This window comes from Paenibacillus silagei, assembly GCF_017874735.1.
Lineage (GTDB): Bacteria > Bacillota > Bacilli > Paenibacillales > Paenibacillaceae > Paenibacillus_AQ > Paenibacillus_AQ silagei.
Map to the genome: position 1 here is coordinate 76,553 of NZ_JAGGLV010000014.1, position 25,278 is coordinate 101,830.

Consider the following 25,278-nt stretch of genomic DNA (forward strand, 5'->3'; position numbering starts at 1 on the left):
CGAGTTATACAATGTACGATTCAATATTTAATGAGTTTACCCCATTTCGCCGTGCCCGGTCTAGAGTGTCGATGGAAGCCTCGATAATGATGCGGATATCTGTGCCGGTTCCGAACGGTCCGACCAGACCTCCGATGTAACATCCCATGGGCCTCAAGCAGCCGATAGCGCTAAAATCGAAGCTTATCATATCGTTTATGATGCTTTGAGCAGTCAGGCTGGCCCTGTCCTTGTCCGCTATGGCGAACACAATGAATTCATCCCCGTGTGCGCGTCCAATCGTAGCATGACCCAGATGCTTATGGACGGCAGCTTCAATTAATTGATAGCAGGCGACAATGACTTTATCTCCTACGTCGAAGCCGTAGTCGTCATTCACTTGTTTGAAGTGGCTGATATCGAAGCGGATCACCGAGTGGATATCACCGCCCGCAGATGCTGCTGCAATACCGGCTACATTTTCGAGGAACATTTCCATATTGGGCATGTTCTTTTTGATTTCATGTATATCTGTTAGCCCTAGTGTCTGCAGATTGATGGTCTTATTCATTTCGAACCCTTCCTTCTCAATGAGGGTGATTAGCCGGTCTATGGCCAGTTTCTTCTGGATATGTTCATTTAAGGCCGACGTAATCCCGATGCGCTTGCGTACCAGCTGGCGGATGAGGTGCAGGCTGTCCACAGGTCCGCTTAAGAGCTCCCTGATTTCCCCCAATGTGAAATCGAGGCTCTTCAGAATCATGATCCAGTTCAGAGGATGTGATTGCTCCGGGGTATAGAAGCGGTAGCCTGTCCCGGGATCGATTGCTGCGGGATGAAGCAGACCGATCTCGTCGTAGTGCCGGAGCATTTTGGTGGTAACCTTATTCAATTCTGCGAACTCTCCGATCTTCAACGCATGAACACCCTTTCATAAGTTATTCCGGCCGGAACTTCTTATAGTAACCATAAACCTTACCCTAGCAGGAATGTCAATACCTAGGGTGCAGGCGGCATGAATGCCGGTCTTGCCTGATAGATTAGCTATTCCCAATGAATGACAAGCGGGCAGCGCCACGATAGGTCGGCGTTTGCCCGCTTGTTCATGTGCTATCCCCCGCCTGTATGAAGTTAAGAATCTCCGTCACAATATGTGAAATGGCATCCTCCCGCGGGAGGAGGATGCATTGACTGACTATTTCGATGTCCTCCTGAAATAGCTCGATGATCTGGAGCATGGCCTCCGGCTGTTTCTGACGGACACCTGTCAGAAGGTCTGCGAATTCGCTGTCTGTGATAGCTGCTGGAGCATTTTTTGCTTCCATTTGTTAACCCCCTGTTGACTCATATGCAGCTGTGCCGCGACCTCAGCCTCTGTCATTTCCTGCAGATAAATCTTTTGCAGAATCACCTTTCCTTTGGCTGGAAGGGTATCTAATAGCTGCTCAACGGACAACCGGTTAATCATCTCCTCCGCTTCATCCCGCTGAGCCGGGCGGATATCCATGAAGGTACATTCATGCCGGCGGGTTCGCTTGCTGCGGTATTGTAAGCGCCAGCCGATTCGATAGATTTCCTGCCGGTAACGCTGTATCATTTGCTGTTCCATTGCCGTTACGCCTCCTCTTCTATATATCTTTCTAATAATAGGGAAATATTAGGATGTATTTTACAACCAAAATACGAACTTATGTTCTGTTATTTTAGCATATTTGCCTGCGGACCTATAGTGATATATTTCCTGAAGCTTATTTGCAAAAAAAGAAGAAGCTCCGATAAGGAGCTTCTTTCTCTCTTCTTATGACTTAGCCCTCCGCCTTATTCGCTCCAACTCACCAGCCGGGGCTTCGGGTCAAGGATGGACTGATACTGCTCCTTCCAGCCGTACTCAGCATCCGGGTCCAGCAGCATATAACGCAGATACTTCTCCAGACGGAATTCCGGCTTCGACCAGCCAAGATGCTTCAGGCGCAGGTTGCTTAACTGATGGGGCAGCTCGAAGATATTCTCCGGCAGCCGCCCGCAGTGCTGCGGCAGATCATTCCAGGTATAGGTGAAGTCTTCCCGGTAACGGAGCAGGAACGGGCGGTAGCTCTGGTGGGCCTGCCAGTACATATCCTCGCGGTAGCTGGCCTCATCCCAGAAGTCGTAGAGCCGGAAGCAGAACAAGTCGCAATCCGCTGTCCGCAGCAGGGAGTCAACCTCCTCTGGAAAAAAGGACTCGAACAGCTCATCCCCGTCCAGATTAAGAATCCACTCCGGACGAGTTGCAACCACCGCCTCCCACTGCTGCTTGCGCAGCTCTGATTCATTATGGAAGCGGGAGACAGGATTCTGTATCAGGTGGAGCGGAATCCCCTCAAGAGCCTCCCGGCAGATATCGGCTGTATCATCTGTGCTTGCGTCGTCGATAATGACGGCCTCATCAATATACTTGCGGTGCTCCTCGAGCACCTGGCGCAGGAATCTGGTGCCTTCATTCTTGACGATCATCGTGAGGGTCAGCTTGGGCCGACGGGAAGCAGGGACTGCCGGGGTGACGGGGGACGCTGCATAAGCGGCTTGAGGCCTCTGCAGACCTGCTTCTCCGTCCCTGCCTGTGCTGGCTCCTTCTGCCGTCTCGCCTGCGTGAGCAGGCAGAGGCTCCTTGGACAAGCGCTGCCGGGCTTCGGCTTCGGTCCACAGCACATCCCACTGCGCTGCTGCCTCTTGTACTCTTTTGTCAGCAGGGGACGGAGCCGTCTCTACATGGCCCGGCAGATCAGCAGCGGCTGCTGTATCGCCGTCCTCCGGGACCGCTGCTTCAGTCCGGGCCCCGCATGCTTCATTGTCATCCCCGGCCATGGGCTCCCCTTCTGCTATAGAAGCTGCTTCCGCGCCCGAGGTGTGCCGGATGAACTCCGCGACCAGATCCAGATCACTGTCTCTGTAGAGGTGCAGCGCAGGGAAGTGGGTATCCACGAAAAGCGGAAGGCCGAGGGCCGCTGCACGGATGCAGAAATGACGGTCCTCTCCCCAGTAGGAGATATTTCGGACCCGGTCGTAGCTGATCCCGGAGCTGAGGGCTGAGCTGCTGATCAGCGTGCAGGCGCCAAGTCCGCCAACCTCATAGATTCCAGGCTGCTGCATCTTCAGCAAAAAAGCATAGAAACGGCGCTGAATCTCCTCCGGCGAGAGCTGCTCCCCCGGATGAATCTCCCACTGGTTGTATTCGTCATGCATCCATACCTGCGGCTGCAGCAGTGTATTTGGCTGCCACTGTGTCCAGAAAATCTCGGAGATAATATCCTTGCCTGTACCGATCAGATGCAGCAGCGTATCCGGGTGCAGAATGAGGTCCGAATCAATCAGGAACAGGTAGTCATAGCCGAAGGCCTCCGCCCGCCGGATCATCAGATTCTTGAATCCGGCCACCTTCCAGACCAGATTGGAATGCCAGACATGAGTATGCTCATCTCGGATATAGTCATCATGGTAGCCGGAGGATTGCAGGAAGACGGATCTGCCGTTCCGGGCGAACTGCAGCAGCAGCAGGCTTGCGGCTTCATCCGGGTTATCGTCAATCAGATAGAAATCAAGATCGATATCCTTCAGGTTCAGACGCAGCAGAGAGTTCAGGAATTGCTCCAGGATCGCCGGTTTTTGATGGATCGGGCTGCCCAGCAGCACCCGGGTTCTATTCGGATTCATAGCAGCCACTCCAGAATAAGGTCAACATGATAGAACATCCCCTTGGATTCGCAAATAGTTGATATAAATTATATGTATTCGATATTTTTAGAGAAGTACCGGACTTTCCCCATTTTCCCGAAATAATCACCTGCATGTATAGAAGAGAGCCGTATTGCCGTTTGCCCTGAGCTATTGTACAATACCGCTAATATATATAATCCCCGGAAGAGGGCTGGCAGGAGTGAGAGGATGGACAAGCCAACGTTAAAAGTACAGCAATTGATCAATGTCCTCCTGGCGATGAATCCGCGCGCTGAGGTGTTCCTGCATATGGAGGGCGGAGAGCTTAGGCCGCTCGTGGACGAGGATATCGAGGAGATTTATGCGCCGCTGCATGCTGCCAAGACGGCAGTCTATATCGGTGTACCGGCAGATACTGCAGCCCGTGTAGAGGAGGAGGCGCCATGAAGCACGCTCTGATCCGTCTGGAGCAGGGACCGGAGGTTCGGCTGGAGCTGTTCGATCAGGAAGCGCCGGGAACCGTAGCCAATTTTGAAAAGCTTGCGAACAGCGGCTTTTACAACGGTCTGGCCTTTCAGCGTGTGGTTCGCGGCTTTGTTGCCCAGGGCGGCTGCCCGGACGGCAACGGCAGAGGCGGCACAGATCCCATTCCCTGTGAGACGCAGGGGAATCCCCATAAGCATGTGCGCGGGGCGCTGTCTATGGCGCATTTTGGACCAGGCACGGGGTCCTGCCAGTTTTTTATCTGTTATGATACGTTCGATTATCTGGACGGCTGGCATACGGTATTCGGCAGGGTTACGGAAGGAATGGAGCATGTCGATGCCCTGCGGCGCGGAGCGGTCATGCAGGAGGTCCGCGTCTGGTAAAGCCCATGGTAAATTCATACATTGAAATTCCTAGTATTCCGATATATAATGACTCAACAACGAGCGGGAATGCTCATAGACATGGAGGAAGAGACAATGCGTAAAGGGATAACAGGGGTTGCTATTCTACTATTATTAACACTGATGATCAGTGCATGTTCGAGTGGGAATAACGCTTCATCTACCAATGCCGCACAGACACCGGCTGCATCGCAAGAGCCTGCTGCCGGCGAACCGAAGGATGGAGGCAGTCTGATTATAGGGGTCGCTTCCGATCCGGTAGTACTGAATCCGAACTATGCGGGTGACCGTGTCAGCCTGACCATTGACCAGGCCCTGTATGCTCCGCTGTTCCAGGTGAACAACGGCAAGAAGACCTTCTACCTGGCAGACAGCCTGACACCGTCAAGCGATAATCTGACGTATACATTGAAGCTTAAGGATGGATTGACCTGGCATGATGGAGAGAAGCTGACGGCGGATGATGTGGTATTCACCATCGACAGCATTCTTGATGAGAAGCAAAACAGCTTCCTGCGTGCCAACTTCCTGATTGGCGACAAAGCAATTAAGGCTGTCAAGGTCGATGACCTGACTGTGGAGTTCAAGCTGCCGCAGGTCAGCCCGGCTTTTGAAGCCACGCTGGTACAGGTATTCCCGATTCCGAAGCACATTTACGAGAATGAGACCAACATTGAGAAGAGCACGAAGAACGCTTCTCCTGTCGGCTCCGGTCCCTTTAAGTTCAAGGAATACAAGGCCGGCGAGTATCTGACGCTGGAACGCTTCGACAACTACTTCGGGGGCAAGCCGCATCTGGATTCGGTCACTTACCGGATTGCCAAGGATACCAATGCTGCGAATCTGGCTCTGCAGAACGGCGAGATTAATGTACAGTATCTGGACCCGAAGGATGTTCCTACGATTCAAGCGACGAATAATTTTGAGATTCTCCCGTATAGCGAAGGCCGCCTCGCTTATCTGATGTTCAATGCGAACAGCGATACCGGCGCCCTCGCCAAAAAAGAAGTCCGGCAGGCCCTGTCTTTGGCCCTCAGCCGCGACGAGCTGATTCAGACGGCGTACACTTCCAGCGAATATGCTGATCCGGCAAAGTCCTTCCTGACTCCGGATGCACTATACTTCACGAACGATGTCCCTACCTTTGACAATGATGCTGCCAAGGCGAAGGAACTGCTGGCCACTGCCGGTGAGAGCAACCTGAAGCTCCGGTATATCGTACAGAGCGGTAACAAGGCGCAGGAAGCCATCTCGCTGTATGTGCAGCAGAAGCTGAAGGCAATCGGCGTAGAGGTTGAATTGCAGAACATGGATTCCTCGGCCTGGGTGCAGAAATTCATTGATCTGAAGGCGACCGACTATGAGCTGGCTCTGACCGGCTATATCATGGGCTATGATCCGGATGCGTACCGTATCCTGTTCACTACGGACAGCTCGTCCAACTACTCGCATTATTCCAACAGTGAAGTCGATAAGCTGATGAATGACGGTGCAGGCGAAGCAGATCCGGCTAAGCGTGCAGAGATCTACAAGAAAGCGCAGGAACTGGTAGCCGAGGATGCACCGATCTATCCTATCGCTTATACCAAGACCGTGGTAGCCGTATCGAAGAACTACGGCGGTATTGATGAGGCTGTCCTGAAGCCGGTCGTCATCTTCGAAGACCTGTCCAAGATTTACAAGAAATAATCCGCCTCACAAAATAAGCAAGGCAAAAAAATAAGCTGGTTCCCCCAGCTTATTTTTGCCTGTTAAGAGCTGGGAGAAGCTGCGTATGAGACAACTCATCGTCCGAAGGTTGCTGCAAACATTGCCGATGCTGTTTTTTGTATCGGTGGTCTGTTTTACCATGATTAAGCTGGCTCCGGGAGATCCGGTGCTGTCTTTCGTGACGCCCAATATGCACGCTGATGATATTGAGCGCATCCGTCATAATCTGGGGCTGGATAAGCCTGCTTATATCCAATATTTCATCTGGATCAAAGAGATGGTCCAGGGCAATTTCGGGTACTCGCTGGTCAATCACCAGCCTGTGCTGGATCAGATTCTGGACCGCCTCCCCGCAACTGCGGGTCTGATGGGCAGCGCCATTGCCCTGGCCGTCCTGCTGGCCATTCCGCTGGGCCTCGTGGCCGGTGCGAACCGCAACCGCTGGGTAGACAAGCTAATCAATTTTATCGCTTATATCGGCATCTCCATCCCCTTATTCTGGCTGGCTATCCTGCTGATGTATCTGTTCGCGATCAAGCTGCACCTGCTTCCAAGCATGGGGATGCGCACCATTGGTGTGGAATCGCCGCTTGATGTGCTGAAGCACGGGATATTGCCGTGTACGGTGCTGGCCTTCAGTTTCCTGTCCGGGTATGTGCGCTATATCCGCTCCAGCACTATCGGACAGCTTAAGGAGGAGTATGTGCAGATCCAGTACGCTTTTGGCTCGAAGAAATCCACCATCCTGTTCCGGCATGTGCTGAAGCATGTACTGTTGCCGGTGATCACGCTGATCGGTATGTCGATGGGAGATCTGGTGGCCGGGGCGATTGTTACGGAAACGGTGTTCTCTTGGCCGGGGATCGGCTCCCTGGGGATGACGGCGGTGAAGGGGATGGATTATCCTGTCATTATGGGGATTACCCTGTTCTCTTCCTTAATGCTGATCTTCGGTAATCTGGTGGCAGATATTCTCTACAGCGTTGTCGATCCAAGAATCAAACTGAAGGGGTGACCTCATGAATCGCAGTAAATGGAAAAATCTGCAGTCCGAGCTGTTTACGAACGGTCTGGGTGTCGCTGCTCTTGTTATATTGACGGTGTTCACCCTGGGGGCGGTCTTTGCCTTCCTGTCCGGGCATGATCCGAACGCCATGGATGCCATGGCCCGCTTGACAAAGCCCGGGGCCGCGCATCTGTTCGGCACTGACGATTACGGCCGCGATTATCTGTCCAGAGCCTTATACGGAGGCCGGGTCTCGCTGCTGGTCGGGTTTGCCTCCATGGTTGTAGCCACCTTTGTGGGCGTGCTGGTTGGGGTGATCAGCGGATATTTCGGCGGCTGGATCGATAATCTGCTGATGCGGATGCTGGATATTATCATGTCGATCCCGTCCTTCCTGATCCTGCTGCTGCTCAGCGTCTACCTGAAGCCGAGCATCGGCAATCTGATCATTATTATTGCTCTCTTGATGTGGATGAATGTGGCACGTGTCGTCCGCGCGGAGACCCTGACGATCAAGGAACGGGAGTACGTGTTATATGCCAAAGCCTCGGGACAGAGTGCCTTCGGTATGATCTGGCGGCATATCCTTCCGGGGCTGATACCGGTGATTATTGTAGGGGCGACGAATAATATTGCCTCGGCCATTATGATGGAATCGTCGCTCAGCTTCCTCGGCTTCGGGGTACAGCCGCCGAATGCCACGTGGGGGAGTATGCTGAACAGCGCACAGGGGTATATTGCCCAGGCGCCTTATCTGGCGCTGTTCCCCGGGCTGATGATCCTGTTTACGGTGCTGAGCTTTAATGTGCTGGGAGATATTTTGCGGGTCGGCTTTGAACCTAAGCTGATCCGAAGATAGGAGGGCTTAACATCATGACTGAACGGCTGCTGACTGTTGAGAATTTACAGGTTTCCTTCGCTACCCGGGACGGCGAGAATCAGGCCGTCCGTGGCGTTAGCTTCCATATTGATGCGGGTGAGACCGTAGGCATTGTCGGGGAATCCGGCAGCGGCAAAAGCGTTACAGCCAAGGCGGTCATGTCACTGATCACACCGCCGGGGCATATGACTGCCGGGAAGCTGGAGTTCCGCGGCAAGAGCCTGAAGGGGCTTACGGAGAAGCAGTGGCGGTCCTTGCGGGGCAACCGGATTGCGATGGTCTTCCAGGACCCGATGACCTCGCTGAATCCGGTCAAGCGAATCGGCCAGCAATTGACAGAGGTTATCCGCAGACACCGGGGACTTGATAAAGCGGCGGCGTATACCGAAGCGGCGGAGCTTCTCCGCCAGGTCGGCATCCGTGATCCGGAGCAGCGGCTGAAGCAATATCCCCATGAATTCAGCGGAGGGATGCGCCAGCGGGTGATGATCGCGATGGCGCTCTCCTGCCGCCCGGAGCTGCTGATTGCCGATGAGCCTACCACCGCGCTGGATGCGACCATCCAGGCGCAGATCCTCGATCTGTTCAAAGAGCTGAAGGAACGGGGAGATACAGCTGTTGCGCTTATTACCCATGATCTTGGAGTGGTAGCCCAGGTCTGCACGCGCGTCATTGTCATGTACGGCGGACTGGTGATGGAGGAGGGGACGGTGCAGGATATCTTCTACCGGCCTCAGCATCCGTATACGCAGGGCTTGCTGCGTTCCATACCGAAGCGCGGCGGCGGTGAACGTGAGCGGTTGATTCCGATCGAGGGCACACCGCCCGATCTGCTGAATCCCCCGCCCGGCTGCCCGTTCATGGACCGTTGTCCGCATGCCTTCGCCCGCTGCAGTGAACGTCCTCCGGTAGTCGAGTTTGCACCGGGGCACCGCTCGATGTGCTGGCTGACCGAAGGTACAGAAGAGAAGACGGCAGTTACTGCGGGGAGGGATTTCACTTGAGCGAGCGCAAGGTGCTTGTGGAGGTCAACAATCTGAAGAAGCATTTCCCGGGGGGCAAGGATCTGCGCGGACGGGATAAGGGTGTGCTTAAGGCTGTGGATGGGGTCAGCTTCCAGATCCGTCAGGGCGAGACGTTCGGACTGGTTGGTGAATCCGGGAGCGGCAAGTCCACGGTCGGGCGCTGTCTGCTCCGTCTGTACGATTATACAGACGGTGAGGTGTTCTACGACGGGAAGCCGCTTGGCAAGCTGGGCGAGAAAGGGCTGAAGCCCTTCCGCAGGCGAATTCAGTCAATCTTTCAGGACCCGTACTCCTCACTGAATCCAAGCCTGAATGTACTTGAGCTGATCAGTGAGCCGATGCGGATTCACGGTCTCTATCCGGGCGAAGAGCGCAAGGAAGCGGTGGCAGAGCTGCTGGAGAAGGTGGGGCTGAAGCGGGAGCATCTGTACCGCTTCCCCCATGAATTCAGCGGCGGGCAACGCCAGCGGATCTCCATTGCACGGGCACTGTCGGTCCGGCCTGAGTTCGTCGTCTGCGATGAGCCCATCTCTGCGCTGGATGTCTCTGTCCAGGCCCAGGTCGTTAATATGCTGGAGGATCTGCAAGCCGAGTTCGGACTGACCTATCTGTTCATCGCCCATGATCTGTCGATGGTCCGCCATATTGCTGACCGGATCGGCGTGATGTACGGCGGCCGGCTGGTGGAGGTGGCTCCAAGCGATGAGCTGTACGATAATCCGCTCCACCCCTACACCAGAGCCCTCCTGTCCTCCATTCTGGAGACAGACCCGATGAAGGCCAGCCGCAGAATCCAGCTGGAGGCTTACCCGGCTACGCGCGGGACAGAGGAAGCCGCTGCACTGCGGGAAGTGAGTCCCGGACATTATGTGGCCGGGGAATATGCACATCAGCAGATCAAGGAGGAGATACAATGACAATACCGACTAGCAAGGTCAAGCTATCACAATGGGATGCCCTTCTGCTGGAATCGCTGCGCGCGCTGTCCGGATCTGACGAAGAGCTGCTGCGCAGAGTCAGCGAAGGGGATCTGCCGGCCGATGAGAGTAAATACGAGTTCGATTACGGGCAGTTGTCTGCCCTTGCAGAGGAACAGCCGGAGGGATTCCGCCGGGCCGTTCTGGAAGGCTACCAGATTAAATACAATACCATCCGCGGAATCCGCAGCTGGATAGAGGTTGCGCTGGGTATTGAAGCGAAGCTGGAGCTTGAGGAGGGGCAGGAAGCGGTGGAAGCGGAATTAACGGAGGCTGAACGCGAACGGTTAGAGGATGTATTGTCTTACGGCTGGGCGGTCACAGGCGGGCCTGCCGGAGACGGCAGTACCGGAACGTACCGGATTGAGCCGATTCAGCGGTAGCATCTGATAAGGGAAAGCCAAAGACAGCCGCTCCAGGAATGGGAGCGGCTGTTTACATTTACATATTCAACTGAATTCTGCGCGTGCTTAGTACGCCTTCCAGTCCGGTAGGGTCAGTGCTGACCTTGCGGGCAACGAAGGCTTCGGCCCGCTCCGAGGTGCGCAGGCGCAGCGGCTTGGTCTCAAGCTGTACCAGCTCCCACATCACATCCGCAACAGAGTCTGCCGTCTGCGGCTCCACATTGCGCTCCAGGAAGGCCGCTCTATAAGCATCCAGAATTGGCTTGTACTCGTCTTCCAGAACGCCGCCGGTGCTGGCGACATGCCCCATGACGGTTGAATTGAACTCCGTAGCAATCGCTCCTGGCTCCAGCAGGGTGATATCGATATTGAACAGCGGCTTGTAATAGGTGGCCAGACTCTCCAGTAGCCCTTCCACTGCGAATTTGCTGGCGCAGTAGACCTCATTCATCGGTTGCCCGACCAGTCCGCCGACACTGGAGGTAGCCACAATATGGGCGTAGCCAGTCTTTTGCAGCAGCGGCAGTGCAGCCCGGATCGTATGCATGACCCCGTACACGTTGGTATTGAAGACATCCTCGATCTCAGGGAACGGTGCCTGCCCAAGCGCTCTCAGATATCCGAATCCGGCATTACAGAATAATAGATCCAGCTTGCCTTGCTCCGCTTCTATCCGGTCTATAACCTGCTGAATACTCTCCGGCTGTGTCACCTCCAGCTCTACGAACTGTAGACCCTCCACATTCTGGTACAGCTCCTGTTCACGCTTCAGATGGCGGGTTCCGGCGTAGACCGTCCAGCCCTCATGGGCGAACTTCAGTGCAGTGGCAAGGCCGATGCCGGAGGATGCTCCGGTGATACAGATTACTTTGTTCATACCAGCTTTCGCCTCCATTAGTTTGAACTTCATTGATTTGGACCTGTTGAAAAAGGTATATATGTTCCAGTTTTGCCCACATTATAGCATATAGCAATAGAGCTTCCTGTAAATCGACATAAAGTTCGCGGTTTCGCGGGAATTGGGCGATGCCAAAGTTGCTATATTTGTTTTCAGTACGGTACACTATAATAAAAATCTTATCTGCCAGCGAATGGAGAGGAACAAGGGAACAATGGAAGTATTCAAGCGTTATGTCGCCAATTTAACAGTCCGGCGCTTCTTGATTCTGGGATTGATTGGACTGCTGCTGTACAGTATCAGAGATATGCTGAATCTGGTGCTGCTGACCTTCCTGATCGCTTATGTGATGAACAGCTTTCAGGTGCTATTGAGCAAGCGGATCGGCAAATTTGTGAAGGTGAACAGCAAGGTCATCATCATTATACTGTATGTGGCGCTGATCAGCATGATCGTCATGGCACTCGTCAAATATATGCCCAAGGTATTCTCACAGATCAAGCAGTTAACCACTTTTCTCGGCACGCTGACCTCCGATGATATTCCGCAGAATGAGATTATGCAGTATTTATTCAAAGAGGTCAAGGAACTTAACTACCAGAGCTATTTGAATCAGGGGATCGAATATATCTTCAAAATCAGCAACTGGGGCACCACCTTCGTCCTGTCCACGATTCTAAGCCTTGTCTTCATTCTGGAGAAGAACCGGATCGTCAGCTTCACCTCCCGCCTGAGAGACAGCAAGATCTCCTGGTTCTATGTGGAGCTGGAGTATTTCGGCAGAAAATTCATCTCCTCCTTCGGCAAGGTCATTGAAGCACAGATTCTGATTGCGCTGTTCAATACTTTGTTTACCGTGGTCGGGCTGTGGGTGCTTGGTTTCTTTTTCGAGCCATTCCCGTATCTGTTCGCCCTCTCCATTATGATCTTCATGCTCAGCTTGATTCCGGTCGTCGGCTTTGTCATTTCGCTGATTCCGCTGTGTATTATCGGTTATAACACGGGTGGACTGATGCTGACGGTCAACATTCTGGTGATGATTGCCCTGTTACATGTCATAGAAGGCTACTTCCTCAACCCGAAGCTGATGTCCTCCAAGATGAACCTGCCGATGTTCTACACGCTCGTAGTGCTTTTGTTCTCCGAGCATTATATCGGGGTATGGGGACTGATTCTCGGGATTCCAATCTTCGTCTTTTTCCTGGATATTCTGGATATCAGCCGGGACAATAAGCCTTCACTGGAATGACGCAGCCAATGATATAATCCGTAGTACGCATAGGGCGATATTCAACCTGCTGAAGGTTCGGGTATCGCCTTTTTTATAGAATTTATATGTTTTGGGGTCTCCGCAAAGTACCTGAGTCATCATCGAAGCTAAAGCCCCACTTGGTGGGGTTACCTTAGGAGGAATAACCGGATGATCAGATATCCCGTATTAGAAGCAGGAGCCGTTATTGGTGTAACTGCACCCTCATCAGGAGTAGGAGAGGAGCTTCGTGAACTGCTTGAGCTGGCTGTAGAACGGCTGCAAAAAAGAGGGTACGGCGTAGTATGCGGACCCACAGCATGGACACAGGAAAAGGCTAAATCGGCTCCGGCTGCTGTACGTGCCGCTGAATTCAACGCGATGATGGCCGATGAGTCCATCGGACTCGTCGTGCCTCCCTGGGGCGGGGAGCTGCTGATTGAGATGCTGGAGCAGGTGGATTTCAGCAAGATGAAGTGTAAATGGATTCTCGGGTATTCCGATATCAGTGTGCTGCTGCTGGCTGTCACGCTGAAGACGGGGATTGCCACTGCCCATGGCACGAACTTCATTGATCTCCGGGGAGAAGAGACAGACCCGACAACCGCCATGTGGGACAAGGTGTTGTCTACGTCAAGCGGTGGTTCCGTACTCCAGCAATCCTCACAGCAGTATCAGCTGGAATGGGGAGGAGGCGAGCCGTCGCCCCATGTGTTCAACCTTACAGAAGCCACTAGCTGGAAGACGGTGCGCAATCAGACTATCACCATGCAGGGCCGCCTGCTGGGCGGCTGCATTGACGTCATCCGTCATCTGATCGGCACACCGTATGGAGAGGTTGGGCATTTCCAGCAGCACTATATCCATAATGAGCCGATTCTGTGGTACTTAGAGAACTGTGAGCTGTCCGTGACCGACCTGCGCCGCTCCTTGGTGCAGATGAAGCTGGCGGGCTGGTTCGAGCATTGCAGCGGTCTGATGTTCGGCCGCAGCGCTGCTAACCGCCCTATGGACGGGTACACCGTAGAGGATGTCTACCAGGAGCTGGCCGATGAGCTGGGCCTGCCGGTCGCATACGATATCGACTGCGGGCACCTGCCTCCCCAGGTTACTTTGGTGAATGGCGCTTTTGCAGAGGTGGTGGTTGGTGCAGGTAAGGGAACGGTGACGCAGTACTTCCGGAAGTAGAGGAACTTAGTAGGATGCTCGTACGAACTCTAATTTCCGCCTTTCTCATACCATAATCAAACCTCTCTTAAACAGGTATATTCGTCATATATAATGTGAATTTATGTCGAATTTAGTTGAAAAAAAGTGCTGGAATTATGCAAGGATCGCTCTACGCATGCCTGGCTTCCTGTATAATTTATGAATATACAGACAGCCATAGCTGCCGATTCCTGATCGCAGTGAATTCCTCACGAAAGAGAGTAATGACTATGAAATCCATCGCCTGGGTGACTGACAGCACCAGCACCATTGATTCTGAATTCGCTATGAATAACCATGTGTATATCGTCCCCCTCCGTCTAATCGTCAATAATGAATGCTATAGAGAAAATATAGATATTAACGCCGATCAGTTCTATGACAAAATGCGTCAGCATGACAAGGTAGGCAGCTCCCAGCCGCCGATTGGCGAGTTCGTGGAATTATACGAGCGTCTGAAGGAAGAGTATGACGAGATTATTGCGATCCATTGTTCCTCCGAGCTTAGCGGGACCTTCAACACCTCGATGCAGGCGGCAGACATTGCTGGAGTGAACGTAATTGGTATCGATTCCAAAGTAGGCGCATACCCCATCCGTGAGATGCTACTGCGCGGTATTCACTGGCAGCAGGCAGGCTGCTCTGCACAGGAGATCAAGAACAGAATTGATAATATAATCGAGGAAATGTCCTTCTATATTATCCCTGCCAGCCTGAGCCAGCTGCACCGCAGCGGACGGCTCTCCGGCTCCCAGTTCCTGCTGGGCCAGCTGATGCGGATTCATCTGCTTCTGAGGTTCGATGAGGGCAAAATTGTCGTCGTTGATAAAATCCGCACCTTCAAGAAGACGAAGCAAAAGCTGCTGGAGACCATCCAGGAGGAAATCGGCCGTTTCCAGGATGTATGTATTATGCACGCCAACAACAGAGAAGAGGCACTGAGCCTGGAGTGGGCCATTAAGGCCATGTCCCCTTCGGTGCGTACAGAAATAATGACCTTTGTCCCGGTGGTAGGTGCTCATATGGGCGAGGGAACCCTGGCGCTGTCTTGGATTAACCGTACGGCCCTGAATAGTATTGAAGCTGAGGATGAAGTGCTGGAGTCTGTGCTCTAGGCTGATTTGCGCCAGGTTTAACTGCCGCTCCCGTCCCTAATGAACCTGATAGACGCTTGGACTTCCGCATGTGGGAGGCAAGCGTCTTTTTGCTTTTGAGAAGACTCCGGTCAACCCGTGTTGACAGTACGAATCCTATTCGTTATGGTGATTAAAAACAGGATTCAATTGAGAATGATTATCTGTTAGATCATTTAGGGGGAGCTTGCGAATCAGCTATGGATGCTCTGAGAATTATACAATTATGGAATCAGGTGACGGTGCGCATGCTTGATGTGCGGCTGAAGCAGGCCGGAACCGGCGGGGATTTGAAGCAGTACCGCTTACCGGCGAGCGCATTTTTATTTGTTTTCCAAGGACAGGGTGAGTTGTGGGTTGATGAGGAGGTATGGCTATGCGACCGTTTTTACGTGCTGCACGCCGGTAAAGGTGCTCAGGTGACGATCCGGAGCCAGGAAGCACTAAGCGTATATATCGTACTGTACAAAGCTTCGCTGCCCGCTTCGGCCTCGTATGAATTTCATAGGATGATGCATGAATCCGAACCGTTTCTGGACAACTGGGGCTTCCCGCCCGTTGAACCGCTGGCTATGTTAGAGCTGCTTCAGACAATATGCGGCAGTTGGCTTCAATTGGATGACGGATTGACCCGGCTGTCGGTCAAGGGAGATTTCATCCGCTTCGTCCACGCAGTTCTAAGCGAGCGCTTGTTCAGACCCGGTGAGCTATCCTTGTCAGAGCAGGTCATCCGGTATTTGTCCAGAAATTACCGTAAGCACATCTCGCTAGAGGAGCTAGCGCGGCAACTGAATTACAGCCAGCAGTACATTTCGAGAAAATGTAAAGAACAGACAGGACTCAGTCCGCTGGATTATGTTATCCGTTTCCGGATGGAGGAAGCGAAGAATCTGCTGGCCGGTACGATGGCAACACAACAGGAGATTGCAACCCATGTCGGTTATCCAGATCTTATGTATTTCAACCGCATGTTCAAGAAATATACCGGCATAACGCCAGGCCAATATCGTAAACGATACGGACAGTCCGTTTCAGATTATGCAAGGAATAGGTCACAATCGTCCGTTGTTCCAAGCCGGTCATTACGCTATCCTTTTCATGTGAGTGATATTGATTATCAATTTCAATGGAATGAGGCGAATAGAATGACCAGAGCAACCAGAAGCTTGTATGCAGTGATGCTGTTATGCTTAACCGTGATGTTAACGGCTTGCGGTGGGCCGGTGAACAACGGGAGTGCAACGCACAGCCAGGTTGCCGTCAGCGCTTCTCCAACCGTAACCGGGGCTAAGGCCTCTTCGGGGACAAAGATAGTTAGTACCGCTTTTGGCGATGTCGAGGTTCCTGAGCACCCTCAGCGCATAGCGGCAATCTCTTATCTCGGTACTGTACTTGCGCTGGATGTTCAGCCGGTTGCAGCCGAATCGTTCCTGATGTCGAGCCCGTACCTGGAGGGAATGCTGGATGTTGTGACGGATGTCGGCGACTCGCTTGAGAAGCTGCTGGAGCTGAGTCCGGATTTGATCATAACGCATAATCCACAGCCTGAGGTAGTTGAGAAATATCAGAAGATTGCGCCAACGGTATCTGTGCCTTACAATCAGTTCGCATCCATTCAGGATGAGATGCTGTATTTCGGCAATTTGCTGGACCGGCGCGAGGCCGCGGAGCAATGGAACGAACAATTCGAGAAGGAAATTGCAGACATTCGGGCGAAGGTTAAACAAGCGGTTCCTGAAGGGAAGACGCTTTCGATTATGCAGGAGTATGATGGAAACGTGAGCCTGTTTGGTCCGAAGTCGGGTCGGGGCGGCCGGCTGATGTATGAAATCATGGGGCTGAAGCCGCCGGCTGCCGTTCCCGGATATATGCTGGAGGAATCCTATTACGAATTTTCACTGGAGAAGCTTTCAGAGTACATGGGGGGTTATTTAATTCTGACTACAGAGTCCAGTTTAGAATCGTTGCAGGCTGATCCGATATGGGGGTCGCTGGGCCCCGTTGCCCACAATCGGGTGTTTATATGGACGGAGAACCAATCCTGGTACCGTGACCCGATCGCTGTGAAGAGTCAAATCAACGAACTGACCGACTGGATCATCGAGGTAGCTAGCCGGTAAGGATTTAGAATTGGGTTGACATAAGCTACGCTGGGAGGGAGCGGAACGATGTTCTTATATCATTATTATGATGCAGCTGTGGGGCCGTTTGTCAGCATATCCGATTTACCGGGCGATCAGGCGAGGGCTGTGCTGGAGACGATTAAGCAGACCAAGCCCAAGGCCCAGAGCGCCCAAAGACATGATAAGTATGTGGAATATCGGCGGAACTGCGAGAGCATCATCCGGGCGGAATTTATACGTAAGGGCGGTGTGGTCCAGCGGTCCTCCCCGCATTATATGGTAGTTGAACACAGTCCGTGGCTAAGCACATGGTTCGAGAATGGCGCATCGCTCAAGATTCCGATTGAGGAATTTGATGTGAACACGATTTCTTTTACCTATGGGGACTCCATGCCCACCTTCAGCCCGCTGATTAACGATGGCAAAGAGTACAGGCACACTCTGTATACCTATCCCGAGATTGTGAGCATCATTGACAAGTACGGGTTACCGCAGAATTGGAACAATGACGGAAAGTACGGTCCCGAGCGGTACGTCGAAGCGCATGTCTGGAGCGATGGGGCGGTTGGCCGGTATCTGAGTGAGCGGAGCTTATTCAATCCACCTTAATCGTAATTTAGGCTATCAAGCTTATGCTTGATGGTCTTTTTTTAAATTTTCTTCCTCTAATATTCCAATTTATACAATATCCTAGTATCAATATACATAGTAAATGTACATAGTCCTATTGTAGAATCAAGAAGTTGTCGAATTATGGAGCGATATTCCATCCTTGGAACTCTGTAGGGCGATGGTTTTTATGAATTTTTTTATACAGAAAGAGGGGGAAGAAATTTTGTTATTCCAAGCAGCACGCCGTAAACTCAGTCTGGTGATTGTAATTGCCCTGCTAATAAGCAGCCTTACGCCACATCTGGTGTTCGGGGAGTCCGCGCAATTGAAAGATATTGCAGGCTCTTATGCTCAGAAGGAGATTCAATCCTTAACTGAAGCAGGAATCATCTCGGGGTATGAAGATAACACCTTCAAACCGAATAAGGCTATGTCGCGCGCCGAACTGGCGAAAATTATAGTTCTGTCCTTAGGACTGGAAGTAAGTGGTGATCAGGCCGTTGCATTCAAAGACGTTGCCGCTACCAGCTGGTATCGTGGATGTAGGTGCGTTGGTGAAGGCAGGCATCACAGAGGGGACATCGGCGAGCACGTTCAGTCCTAATTCGAGTGTAACCCGGGAAGAGCTGGTTGTATTTTTCATCCGGGCCTTTGAATTAGATGAAACAGCGAAGAAGCTGCCGCTTGGCAGTAAGCTGTCGGATATGTCTGAGGTGTCTGAATGGGCAAAAGCTCAAGTATCCCTGGCCTTCAACAATGGGTTCGTTAACGGGGTTCAAGGCAGTGATGGCACGCTGAAATTCAAACCTAAAGAGCGCGCAGAGCGCCAGGCTCTGGCCCGTCTCGCATATGAGTTCAAGACGAATAAGGCACTATATGTTGAGAAGTCCAAGCAGCTCCTTGCTGAAGAGACGAACATTGTTAAGACTCCGGTGGTTACTCCGGCTCCCACAGCGACACAAGCTATCCGTGATACGTCTGTGAGCGCTCCGGCAGCCCCGGGTCCAGGAACGCCAGCATCGGCAACGCCTGCACCCGCAACACCGGCACCAGTGGAGCCGACTCCAGCACCAGTGGAGCCAACTCCAGTACCGGCCAATGCTCTCCAGATTGTAGTGAAGGGGGAGAGTACAGATGCTATTTATGCAGAAGAGTCCACTGAAGTTATTTTCCGTACAACGCTTAATGCGGCAGAGACAGTAACTGCAAGTGTCTATCAGGTAGATGACAGCGGCAAAATGATGTCACAGATCACCCTGCTGTATGATGATGGTTTAGAAATTCATGGAGACAGCCTTGCGGCTGACGGACTCTATAGCGGCAAAGCAGGATTAACTGAAAATACAGAGGGCTACATAAATCTGCAGGCCTTTGTTGGAGAGGTGCCTAGCAGTGCAGTCTTTAAACTGTCTGTACTGAAGCATCTTACAGATGAACAGCTTGCACAAACAGAAATGATTGAAAATAATACACAGAGTAAGCTTGATCAACTGGCTGCTTCTACAAGTAATTTGCAACAGGCAAAGGAAGAGACAGTGGCTTGGCTTCAAGCCCAGGACGAAGTAGAGCATGCAGGAATTTCGGGTGAAGGAGGAAGCATCTGGTATTTGCTGGACAACGGGATTCTAGGGGGAATATCCTCGGCCCCTGAGAATACAAAAGGATTAAACAACACTGTAGAAGAGGCTGCGTCCAATAATGCATTGACGGCGCTCACGCAAGATGTGGAACAAACCGTAGCCACCATAGGAAGCCAGCGGGTTGCTGTGGTCTCTCCATTCTCCGGCACACTTCCATCTTCGACGGTGTATGACGCTGTATATCAAAGCTTCGAGCAGTCGAATTACCCCTTCCTTGCGGAGAGAGTAAAGGACAGCGCAGCGGGCGTTAACTTCTTCAAAGGACTTAATCAGTATGGTGTTGTGGTCTTAGATTCCCATGGGGATACGTACTATGATGAGATTGTGCTCCAGACATTCCATGATAAATACGGTGTTGATTTCAAATATGCGGGGCCGCAAGTCATGTTCCTGACCGGAGAGAAGGCAAACGCAGAGAACAACAAGACCTATGAACTGGATTTGAAAAAGGGAAGATTGGCTATCATATCGGGTTATTATGCGATTACGCCTTCGTTCATTACACGGTACAATGATATGCTTCCCGGCACTATTGTATATAACGGCAGCTGCCGCAGCGCATACAACGATTCCATGTCGGATGCCTTCATCAACAATGGCGCCAGCACTTATTATGGTTACACCGATTATGTAAAGCTTGCTTATGATCAGGTCATTGCTCCATCCGTATTCAATGCCTTGAATAATGAGAATATGACAACCGGACAAGCTTTTGAGGCAGCAGTGGCTGCTCATGGAACCGATGACGGGTTGGCAGCATTCGTTATGAAGGGAAGCAGCATCGGTACGAAGACCGAAGGGATTATCAACGGAACCTTTGAGAACGGAAAATGGACCGGCTGGAATGGAAACGGAGATGTCCGGGTCATCTCAAAGCTGGGGCCGCTTAAGCCTACAGAGGGTAACTACATGGCGATTATCAGTACTGGCCTTGGGTTTGAAAACAATGATAAGGGAGGATATGACTACAATTCCGATAGTTATATCGAGCAGAGCTTCATTGTCCCGGCGGGAGCCACAACCTTGTCGTTCGATTACAATTTCATTTCTGAGGAGCCAAAGGAATATGTTGGAACCAAATACAACGATACATTTAGAGCAACAGTAACTTCCAGTGTATACATCAATCCGGCTTCCCTCGTCACCTCACACTTGAATGGCGGACCTACGGTGACGTCCAGTGTCTACGGACAGGAATCTGTGATTGTGGGTAAGGAATCGATTAATGAGTCCACAGCCTATTGGATTGATGAGAACAAAGTAGACGTTAATTTCTACGGCGGGGATGATACGGCCTACATGACGAATTGGAAGCACGTCCAATTTGATGTGAGCCAATTTGCCGGCAAGGGCTCCATTGTCCTCCGGTTCCATGTGTGGGATCAAGGTGACAGCGTCTTTGACACGGCAGTATTGATCGATAATGTAATATTGAAATAACCGTAAACGGCTGGATCAGGGGAACCTGACCAGCCGTTTTCTAATGGAATGAGCAATCAAGACCACTACATAGCCTTTTGCAACCTAGAGTTGCAGAATAAATTTAGAATACTCTACTTACGCTCGATTTCGATATCAGCTCCCCTATGCTACTATTGGCTGTGTTGAGTGATAGTAGAGTGGAGGTGTGGTCACGTTGATAGATAATAACAAAGCCGGGCAGAATATATTGAACTTAAGGAAGGGGCTATCCCTGACCCAAGCAGAGCTGTCCAGCTTAGTGGGCGTAAGCCATCAGGCGGTTTCCAAGTGGGAGCAGGGTGACTGCCTGCCTGATATCGGGGTGTTGCTGAAGCTTGGACAGGTCTTCGGGAAGTCGGTGGAAGAGCTTCTGTTAGGGGATAGTGTTAACGGCGATTCAGCTTCTGAGAAAAATATAAGCCCTCCCATCGAGCTGCCGGATGAGGTCTGGACGCAAGCCTTGAATCATATCCAAGGCCGCATCTCACCACCCAGCTTCAACACCTGGTTCAAGGGCACGAAGGGGAAACAGCTGGGGGAGACTTACTGCGTCTACAGTCCGAGCCGTTTTGCTTCAGAATGGTTATATCACCGTTATTCCTATTTGATTGTACCGATTCTCGAAGATATTACAGGCACATCCAGCCTAAAGGTTGAGTTCTGCTCTATGGGAGCATGGGACACCAACCGTAAGGGTTAGGTTTCTGCCCGGTAGGTTTTGCCGAGCTGATGACCCAGACCAAAATAATGGCGAAAATTGAAGAGGAGTGGACTCCATTTCAGAGGATCGATATGATTGTCATCCATAATAATTAGGTGCAAGGAATGAAGCTACCACTCTATAAAATTCTCTTCAATCAGCGCAGCGAACGATTCCGCGATCACCTCGTAATCCCCGTTATCATGGTCGATGAGCAGCACGCGGCCCTCGGGGTCAAGCAGGATCGGGTTGCCCGAGCCGTCCATGGAAAAGACTGCACTTCGTGCAAGCAGCCCGCTCATAGCGGTATCCTTGTAATCCTCGCGGAAGGACAACGTTAACTCGGTCACACTCTCCCGTCCGATGGAGGAACCGTTGCTGAAGGCGTGTACGGATAGTCCGGCATAGGCGCCGCCAAAGCTTCGGATGAATTGAACATAATCCTGATCCAGCGACAGACCCAGTTGCTTCTCTGCCTCAGCGATTTGTTCCTCTGTTGCCGGTGTACCGAGCAGACTCTGATTCCCTTCTTTGGTTAAAAAAAGCTGCAAACGTTCCATTAGCGCATCATTCATTGTCCTTCCTCCATTTCTAAGAGTATCTATTAATCATAACAAGAGCGGGACTTAGGTCAATAGTGCTCTTTGAATGATCTGAATGTGTTGCTGCGAAGGCATATGAGCCGGATATAAAAAAAGCTGTCCCATACGCAGTAAGTCTGCGAAAGGGACAGCTTTTTAAATACTTTCAATCCTATTTAGTTATCGCTGCGCCCATTCACTCACCCAAACGAAGTTTCGACACTCTGCGCGACAATCTCCCTGAGCTCGGCCTTCTGTGCGTTGAACTGCTGCGGGGTGATGCTGCCGCTGGCGAGTCTGGCTTCGAGCTGCTGGGTCAGCTGCTTGACTTGCAGGTTGATGACCTGGGTCACGTTGCCGCCATTCTCTTCTGCGATGTTACGCAGGGACTTGCCGTCATACAAGGCGTCGTATAGCTCTTCGTCAGAGGTCGGGTTCAGGTTCAGGGCATCCAGCAGCTCATCGGTATCGGCCACATCAGAGGTGGACCATTTGGCGACAGGAAGGGTATGTAAAGCCGGCTTGCCCCAAGCCGTTCCTCCGAACGACATGGCTACGATCATTGTTCCTACAATCATTACACGTTTAATATTCATATGCTTTATATTCATGTGTATCATCCTCTTTTCGTGGTTGGTTATATCGGTCAAGGTTCATCATTTATGGCGTCTAGTGAACTTCAGCTAAGTACAGTTTACCCAACAATACTGAAATGAAGCTTAAGTCTTCTTAAAGATAACCTAAACTTTGCTTGGCTCTGCCGGTTCCTTGCTCCGGCTTCTTCATCTGCGTTATTCTTGAAGGGCAGTAACAGATCAGAACAAGCGTGAGCGGAAGGATGAACCGTCTATGAAAAAAATACTGGTCGTCGATGACGAACCGGCCATTGTAAGTGCGATTGCCTACGCGCTGCGGCGTGAAGGCTATGAGGTCGATACTGCCGGTGACGGGGAGGAAGCGCTGAGCAAGGCGAATACCTTCCGTCCGAATGTGCTGGTGCTGGATGTAATGATGCCGAAGCTGAGCGGTTATGATGTCTGCCGCAAGCTGGAGGACCGGGATGATATTGGAATCATCCTGCTGACTGTCAAGAATGATATTGTGGATAAAATTGTCGGTCTGGAGCTGGGTGCAGACGATTATATGACCAAGCCCTTCGAGATCCGCGAGCTGCTGGCCCGGGTGAAGGCGCTGCTGCGCCGGCTGGAGAAGAATACGGCTGAGGTTCGCAGTGAGCTGATCGAATACGGCCTCTTGCAGGTTCACCCGGACCGGCGCAGCGCCGAGCTTGGCGGGGAGCCGCTGGAGCTGACCCCGAAGGAATTCGATCTGCTGCATCTGCTGCTCTCGCACCCGCAGCGGGTGTATATGCGCGAGGAGCTGCTGGAGCAGGTCTGGGACATGGACTATGCCGGGGGAACGCGCACCGTGGATATTCATATCCAGCGGCTGCGCAAAAAGCTGGGCGAGCCCTACCAGAATATCCTGCAAACCGTCTACGGTGTAGGCTATAAGGCCGTGCCTGCGGGGAGCTACTCATGAGAATCAGCATCAAGCTGAAGTTCAGCCTGTTCCTGGCGGCGCTGCTGATTCTGGCCGTCGGCGTGCTGAGCTACTTCGTCCTGCGCGGCGTGGAGCGCAATGAGCTGAGCCAGACGGAGCACAATCTGGCCCAGCACGTCAACACGGTCAATCTGCGCGTAAAGCAGACATACTATACCGGTGCGCGCCTTACGCCGCAGGTCTTCATGCAGCAGCGCGGCAAGGCGCTGGCTGCCGAGCTGGCCGGATTCACCGGCCTGGAGGTGACCCTGTACGACAGCCAGGGCCAGCAGGCGGGCACCTCGGCGCAAGGCGGGCCTGGGCCTGGTCCGGGCAAGCCGGATCTCAGCACAGCGCTGGACTACGCGCTGAATAACAAGGTCGCCTACCAGAGTGAAGGCGACAAGCTGTTCTACCTGGCCCCGCTGCAGGGGCCGGAGGGCCAGATGGGCGTGGTGCAGCTGCAATACTCCCTGGAGGGAGCCCGCAGCTTCCAGCAGACGCTGCTGAATCTGTTCCTGACGACAGGCGGCGTGGTTCTGGTGTTCAGCTTCATCCTCGGGTACCTGTATTTCAACCGTGCGGCTGCCTCCATCGGGCGGCTGAAGAAGGCGGCGGAGGATATCCGCGGTGCCAACTATATCACGGCTCCGCCGGTGCGGCGTAAGGATGAGCTGGGGGAGCTGGCCGAGGGCATCTACTTCATGAGCCGGGAGATCGAGCACAGCATTGCCGCCAAGGATGAAGAACGGCGTAAGCTGGAGCTGGCGGTGGAGAAGCTTCAGGCGCTGGAGCAGCAGCAGAAGCAGTACATCGGGAACATCAGCCATGAATTCAAGACGCCGCTGACCTCGATTAAGGCGTATGTTGATCTGCTGAATATGTATGACGATGACCCCAAGCTGCTGCATGATGCCAAGCTGAGTATCGCCAAGGAAACAGAGCGGCTGTACGAGATGGTGGAGAAGGTGCTGCAATTAACGGCGCTGGAGAAGTATGATTTTGAATCCCAGGCAGAGCTGCTGGAGGTTGAGAGTACGCTGCGCGATATCTGCGGACGGATGAAAGGCAAGGCGGAGCGCTACGGCCTCACAGTCACGCTTGACGCCCAGCCCGCGCATATCTGGATCGATAGAGAAAGCTTCATGCATATCTTTATCAATCTGCTGGACAATGCGATCAAATATAATGTCCCGCAGGGGAGTGTTCATCTGTACAGTGAGGTCAGGGATCAGCGGGTATGGATCACCGTGCAGGATTCCGGCATCGGCATTCCGGAGGCGTCGCGGGAGAAGATCTTCGAAGCGTTCTATACGGTCAATCGTGACCGTTCCAGAGCCTCGGGCGGCACAGGGCTTGGTCTCTCGCTGGTCCGTAATCTGGTGGAGAAGCAGGGCGGAACCATTGCCTTGTTGGAAGGCTCAGGCGAAGGGGCGGCGTTTGAGCTGTCTTTTCCCCTGGTGACCTGAAAATGGGACGTATGTTTACAACTTGGATACAATCGGTGTGCAATTTGGAAATAAGCATCAGGTATGCTTGGAGCACCAAGAGCTGGAGGGAAGCCTG

Annotated in this window: 25 protein-coding genes and 1 pseudogene; 18 read left to right on the forward strand and 8 right to left on the reverse strand. The window is 52.4% G+C overall.

Translation table 11 applies throughout. The annotated features are described in order from the left end of the window. Window positions 1-4 precede the first annotated feature (4 nt). The 4 genes from J2Z70_RS20140 to J2Z70_RS20155 all read right to left on the reverse strand — a co-directional run bounded on the left by J2Z70_RS20140 (window position 5) and on the right by J2Z70_RS20155 (window position 3,669). On the reverse strand, window positions 5-895 hold the full coding sequence (locus J2Z70_RS20140; protein ID WP_209876206.1) for a MerR family transcriptional regulator: 891 nt from the start codon (window positions 893-895) through the stop codon (window positions 5-7). A 187-nt stretch (window positions 896-1,082) separates the two neighbouring features. Then, window positions 1,083-1,304 carry a hypothetical protein gene (locus J2Z70_RS20145; protein ID WP_076077403.1) on the reverse strand — a complete coding sequence of 74 codons (222 nt, stop codon included), beginning with the start codon at window positions 1,302-1,304 and terminating at the stop codon, window positions 1,083-1,085. Then, complete coding sequence (locus J2Z70_RS20150) at window positions 1,247-1,588, reverse strand: sigma factor-like helix-turn-helix DNA-binding protein (RefSeq protein ID WP_036723635.1); 342 nt, start codon at window positions 1,586-1,588, stop codon at window positions 1,247-1,249. Before J2Z70_RS20150 ends, J2Z70_RS20145 begins: the two co-directional genes overlap by 58 nt. Window positions 1,589-1,797: 209 nt before the next feature. Continuing rightward, a complete protein-coding gene (locus tag J2Z70_RS20155) occupies window positions 1,798-3,669 on the reverse strand; it encodes a glycosyltransferase (protein ID WP_245368383.1) in 1,872 nt (623 codons plus the stop codon). A gap of 231 nt (window positions 3,670-3,900) precedes the next feature. On the opposite strand from J2Z70_RS20155, the gene J2Z70_RS20160 reads away from it, so the two are divergent. From J2Z70_RS20160 to J2Z70_RS20195, 8 genes are all read left to right on the forward strand, one after another. Then, window positions 3,901-4,119, forward strand: a complete 219-nt coding sequence (locus J2Z70_RS20160) for a hypothetical protein (protein ID WP_036723633.1) — start codon at window positions 3,901-3,903, stop codon at window positions 4,117-4,119. Then, window positions 4,116-4,541: a peptidylprolyl isomerase gene (locus J2Z70_RS20165; RefSeq protein ID WP_209876209.1), complete on the forward strand. Its 426-nt coding sequence runs from the start codon at window positions 4,116-4,118 to the stop codon at window positions 4,539-4,541. The genes J2Z70_RS20160 and J2Z70_RS20165 overlap by 4 nt, the downstream gene beginning before the upstream one ends. 96 nt (window positions 4,542-4,637) lie before the next feature. Next, window positions 4,638-6,251, forward strand: a complete 1,614-nt coding sequence (locus J2Z70_RS20170) for an ABC transporter substrate-binding protein (protein WP_209876210.1) — start codon at window positions 4,638-4,640, stop codon at window positions 6,249-6,251. A gap of 85 nt (window positions 6,252-6,336) precedes the next feature. Further along, on the forward strand, window positions 6,337-7,287 hold the full coding sequence (locus J2Z70_RS20175; RefSeq protein ID WP_036723626.1) for an ABC transporter permease: 951 nt from the start codon (window positions 6,337-6,339) through the stop codon (window positions 7,285-7,287). A gap of 4 nt (window positions 7,288-7,291) precedes the next feature. After that, window positions 7,292-8,137, forward strand: coding sequence for an ABC transporter permease (locus J2Z70_RS20180; protein ID WP_209876212.1), 846 nt, complete (start codon window positions 7,292-7,294; stop codon window positions 8,135-8,137). A gap of 14 nt (window positions 8,138-8,151) precedes the next feature. After that, window positions 8,152-9,162: an ABC transporter ATP-binding protein gene (locus J2Z70_RS20185; RefSeq protein WP_036723621.1), complete on the forward strand. Its 1,011-nt coding sequence runs from the start codon at window positions 8,152-8,154 to the stop codon at window positions 9,160-9,162. Then, complete coding sequence (locus J2Z70_RS20190) at window positions 9,159-10,100, forward strand: ABC transporter ATP-binding protein (RefSeq protein ID WP_209876214.1); 942 nt, start codon at window positions 9,159-9,161, stop codon at window positions 10,098-10,100. The genes J2Z70_RS20185 and J2Z70_RS20190 overlap by 4 nt, the downstream gene beginning before the upstream one ends. Continuing rightward, window positions 10,097-10,543: a hypothetical protein gene (locus tag J2Z70_RS20195; RefSeq protein ID WP_076077440.1), complete on the forward strand. Its 447-nt coding sequence runs from the start codon at window positions 10,097-10,099 to the stop codon at window positions 10,541-10,543. The genes J2Z70_RS20190 and J2Z70_RS20195 overlap by 4 nt, the downstream gene beginning before the upstream one ends. Window positions 10,544-10,601: 58 nt before the next feature. Here J2Z70_RS20195 and J2Z70_RS20200 read toward each other — a convergent pair whose 3' ends face one another. Further along, window positions 10,602-11,441 carry an SDR family oxidoreductase gene (locus tag J2Z70_RS20200; protein ID WP_209876216.1) on the reverse strand — a complete coding sequence of 280 codons (840 nt, stop codon included), beginning with the start codon at window positions 11,439-11,441 and terminating at the stop codon, window positions 10,602-10,604. 235 nt (window positions 11,442-11,676) lie between these two features. On the opposite strand from J2Z70_RS20200, the gene J2Z70_RS20205 reads away from it, so the two are divergent. From J2Z70_RS20205 to J2Z70_RS20240, 8 genes are all read left to right on the forward strand, one after another. Further along, window positions 11,677-12,711, forward strand: a complete 1,035-nt coding sequence (locus J2Z70_RS20205; protein ID WP_209876218.1) for an AI-2E family transporter — start codon at window positions 11,677-11,679, stop codon at window positions 12,709-12,711. Between the two features lie 171 nt (window positions 12,712-12,882). Then, on the forward strand, window positions 12,883-13,899 hold the full coding sequence (locus J2Z70_RS20210; RefSeq protein WP_209876219.1) for a S66 family peptidase: 1,017 nt from the start codon (window positions 12,883-12,885) through the stop codon (window positions 13,897-13,899). 245 nt (window positions 13,900-14,144) lie between these two features. Next, window positions 14,145-15,035 (forward strand): DegV family protein, encoded by an 891-nt coding sequence (locus J2Z70_RS20215; RefSeq protein WP_342593036.1) that lies wholly within the window; start codon window positions 14,145-14,147, stop codon window positions 15,033-15,035. Window positions 15,036-15,253: 218 nt separating this feature from the next. Continuing rightward, complete coding sequence (locus tag J2Z70_RS20220; RefSeq protein ID WP_209876220.1) at window positions 15,254-17,173, forward strand: AraC family transcriptional regulator; 1,920 nt, start codon at window positions 15,254-15,256, stop codon at window positions 17,171-17,173. A 48-nt stretch (window positions 17,174-17,221) separates the two neighbouring features. After that, window positions 17,222-17,785: a hypothetical protein gene (locus tag J2Z70_RS20225; protein WP_209876221.1), complete on the forward strand. Its 564-nt coding sequence runs from the start codon at window positions 17,222-17,224 to the stop codon at window positions 17,783-17,785. A 190-nt stretch (window positions 17,786-17,975) separates the two neighbouring features. Continuing rightward, entirely contained in the window at window positions 17,976-18,392 is a 417-nt protein-coding gene (locus tag J2Z70_RS20230; protein WP_209876222.1) for an S-layer homology domain-containing protein, read from the forward strand. Further along, window positions 18,304-20,868 (forward strand): S-layer homology domain-containing protein, encoded by a 2,565-nt coding sequence (locus tag J2Z70_RS20235; protein ID WP_209876223.1) that lies wholly within the window; start codon window positions 18,304-18,306, stop codon window positions 20,866-20,868. Before J2Z70_RS20230 ends, J2Z70_RS20235 begins: the two co-directional genes overlap by 89 nt. A 229-nt stretch (window positions 20,869-21,097) precedes the next feature. Then, entirely contained in the window at window positions 21,098-21,589 is a 492-nt protein-coding gene (locus J2Z70_RS20240; RefSeq protein WP_209876224.1) for a helix-turn-helix transcriptional regulator, read from the forward strand. Here J2Z70_RS20240 and J2Z70_RS33375 read toward each other — a convergent pair. The 3 genes and pseudogenes from J2Z70_RS33375 to J2Z70_RS20250 all read right to left on the reverse strand — a co-directional run. Then, a pseudogene (locus J2Z70_RS33375) lies at window positions 21,586-21,702 on the reverse strand (flavin reductase family protein); the annotation flags it as partial. The gene J2Z70_RS20240 and the pseudogene J2Z70_RS33375 overlap by 4 nt on opposite strands. 18 nt (window positions 21,703-21,720) lie before the next feature. Then, on the reverse strand, window positions 21,721-22,164 hold the full coding sequence (locus J2Z70_RS20245; RefSeq protein ID WP_209876226.1) for an SMI1/KNR4 family protein: 444 nt from the start codon (window positions 22,162-22,164) through the stop codon (window positions 21,721-21,723). Between the two features lie 206 nt (window positions 22,165-22,370). After that, window positions 22,371-22,766 (reverse strand): SHOCT domain-containing protein, encoded by a 396-nt coding sequence (locus J2Z70_RS20250; RefSeq protein ID WP_209876228.1) that lies wholly within the window; start codon window positions 22,764-22,766, stop codon window positions 22,371-22,373. Between the two features lie 253 nt (window positions 22,767-23,019). Here J2Z70_RS20250 and J2Z70_RS20255 point away from each other — a divergent pair, with 253 nt between their 5' ends. Both J2Z70_RS20255 and J2Z70_RS20260 read left to right on the forward strand, forming a co-directional pair. Further along, window positions 23,020-23,712, forward strand: coding sequence for a response regulator transcription factor (locus tag J2Z70_RS20255; protein ID WP_036723597.1), 693 nt, complete (start codon window positions 23,020-23,022; stop codon window positions 23,710-23,712). Next, a complete protein-coding gene (locus J2Z70_RS20260; RefSeq protein ID WP_209876230.1) occupies window positions 23,709-25,181 on the forward strand; it encodes a sensor histidine kinase in 1,473 nt (490 codons plus the stop codon). The genes J2Z70_RS20255 and J2Z70_RS20260 overlap by 4 nt, the downstream gene beginning before the upstream one ends. Window positions 25,182-25,278 lie beyond the last annotated feature (97 nt).